This is a genomic window from Nostoc sp. CCY0012 (genome assembly GCF_963920855.1).
Lineage (GTDB): Bacteria > Cyanobacteriota > Cyanobacteriia > Cyanobacteriales > Nostocaceae > Cyanocohniella.
In genome coordinates, this window is record NZ_CAWUDM010000212.1 from 1 (window position 1) to 2,941 (window position 2,941).

Sequence of the window (2,941 nt, forward strand, 5' to 3'; positions counted from 1 at the left end):
ACGGCTTCCGCTTCCCGCAACGGCAGTATGAACCACGCCACACCCAGCAAGGACTGATTAGTCGCCAAGAGTGGGAATTGGGACGAGTCAGGGAAGACTTGACCAGTTTTCAGAATTTATTAAAACAGGCATTCGCTCCTTTTGTTAAAGCTTCTCAAGGATTCTCAACCTCCACATCAAGGGAGCCAGGACCCACATCACCGCAGCCAAAACCCGAAATTACTACCGCTGCACGCCAAGTAATTGTCTACAAGCGGGGCAATATCCCACACAGGAGCGAAATTACAGGCAATATCTATATTGAGTGCCAACCAGAAGAACATATCGCCGCCTGGGTAGAAGCCATTTCTCAGGGCTGGACACAAATTTTAGATAATTCTCATCCAGGACTGGGCAAATCCCACAACGCTGGACAACTGACAGCTGCTCAATTTGGCATTGATAAATTAATTTACCAAGATGCCAACCACAGAAACCCCTCTACACTACCCATTGAGACTAACTTTGTTGACCTCCCCGTGCGGCACAATGGCTTAAAAATTGACACTAGCCGCACTACCCCAATGGGCGAGAACTTCCTACTGCGTCCCAAACCAGGTGAAACTCCCGATACTGATGGCAATTGTCACCGCAGTTACTTATTTGAAGGATTTCGGGAGAAAAACTTTCAATCTTTAGATTTTGAAGAAAGTTCCATTAGCCCCATCTGTGACGGTTGCTCACTGAAAAATCAATGTCGTTTCGCCTCTGGCCCTGGTTTTGGCTTCCGCAACCAAAAACGCACAGTCATTCAAAATTACTCCGAAATCAGAGCGCATCCCGACTCTACCCCCGTTACCTTAACAAATGCAGCTGGTCAACCTTTCACTGTCGGGCGGATTTGGGAAGAAGCAGGGACTCTCATCAAGCCTGTGCGGTCACTAGAATTGCGGTTGAGCGAATTTGATACCACTGTCGCCAAATTAGCTACAAGCGGCTTACCGACTGAACAATGGTCAAAACTCCAGCCTGTTTTACAAGTTTTGCGATCGCTTCTGGCTCAACAAATTAAGTCCCCTTCTCGTTACGGCTTCAATGATCACGACATCCGGGCGGTACTACCTCCTTTCCCAGAAGATTTAGACATTGAAGCAATTCAGCAGATTTTAGAACCTCATTTAGATTTTCTCGCTGATTTGGACTCCATTGATATCCAGGCAGACCAACAACTGAAAAAAAGTACTGCTGCCCGTTATGCTGCCAAGCAATTAACCAGAGACAGCGCCCTTCATGCTGGTAGAGAATTTCTGGAATTGCCTTTGTACTGGCTGCCTGATTTCCTAGAAGCTTGGAAAGGTAAAGGTTCTTTGGCTTGTAAGTGGGGTGTAGTGACCATTTATCGTCCTCACCCCAAATATACTGAATTGGCTAACTCTGCCCAATTTAATATTTACCTTGATGCCACTACCACCGCCCAGCAGTTGAAATTGAAACTTGGCTATCATGAACCCGTGTTAGTCATCCAGCAGACACGCCCTGACTACAGCAATTTAAAGGTGGTCAATGTCACTGGGCTGGGTAAATTGTCTAAAAATCGCTCTACTTCCTTAACTGACCGTGTTAAAGCCCTGAAAGAAACTTTGCGTCAAATCCACAAGCATCTCGGCATCATCGAGTGGAAAAAAATTGCATCTCAGGCTGAAGACGGCATCGAATACGGTCACTTTGTCGATGGTCGTGGTGTTAACAGGTTTAGTGATTGCGACGCGATCGCTAGCTTTGGCATTCCCTACCAAAACATCGGCTCGTTAGCAGCACATTTTCAGGTGATGACTGGTCAACCCGTTAACCTTGAAGACCCAGAAAGCACCTTCCAAAAGTATCTCATTGAATTACTACAAGCCGAAATCATCCAAGAGATTGGTCGATTACGCGCTCATCGTCGCCCCAACCAACAGCTAACTTTCTACTTCTGTGCTGACTATGACCTCAGTTTCCTCTTAGATGAACTCCCTGGCGTGAAATTAGAGGTTGTCGATGCCTGCGATTTCTGCACCGAAGCGGGTAACCGCGAACAGCAGACTGGACACGCCATCGTCAACGCTTTCACCCACCTTTGGCAGTCGAAGCAGAAAATTGGGCAAACTGAGATAGCCAAAATCATCGGCATTAGCCAGGAGTGGGTGAGCAAATTTACCAAACGCTGGGGGGGTTGGTTTAAGTTTAGAAAAATATTACTTTTACTATTAGACAGTCTTTATAGCGATAGTAATAAAAATTTCACAGACTTGAGCGATGAGGAAAAGTGGTTCGCCCGTGAATACTTCCCCCTCCTGGTTACTGAGTCGGAATCATCACCAGAAGATGCCATAGAACACATAGCTGAAGTGGCTACAACCGTTACCCATACTGCGATGCGGCGAATTTTACACTACTGTACTCCTCAAGTTAGGGCTAACTTGCTGATGATTATCTTGCGGTGTCTGCCTACTGAGGTTTACTCAAATGAATCCATTTTTAGCATTGTTGCCCTGGTGCCATCTGTAACTAACCCGACAGTCACCTGAAAAAATTTATCGGCTTACATCTCTACTGAGCTTATCAGTAGTAAAAGATGCTCTCCCTCATAATTATGTACTTAATTATTCAGTGAGCGTCTGTATCAACATACCTCAATACCTGATATTAGATTCCACACTTAGTTGAAAAATGGATTGTATAATTCATGGCTTTATGAGGCGTTCTTCTGACTTGCGGTATTTAGCAATTAACTTGCGTCGTTTGAGGTGTGGATAAAGCAATATTGTTGTTAAAGGTAATCCGCTTAGAACTATTCCTAATAAGACGTATGGATTGAGAACTCCTACTATACAACCAATTCCTAAGCTCGCTCCTAAAACTGCTGTGAGGTTTATTACTACATTAGTGTACACATCATTATCATTATTATTCAAAGCCACAG

Annotated in this window: 1 protein-coding gene and 1 pseudogene; one reads left to right on the forward strand and one right to left on the reverse strand. The window is 44.8% G+C overall.

The window, feature by feature from the left end:
• A partial coding sequence (locus tag ACM0OS_RS28635) for a DNA primase (RefSeq protein WP_414546567.1) occupies positions 1-2,546 on the forward strand: 2,546 nt, incomplete at its 5' end.
• 156 nt (positions 2,547-2,702) lie between these two features.
• Here ACM0OS_RS28635 and ACM0OS_RS28640 read toward each other — a convergent pair.
• Positions 2,703-2,941, reverse strand: a pseudogene (locus tag ACM0OS_RS28640) (serine/threonine protein kinase); the annotation flags it as partial.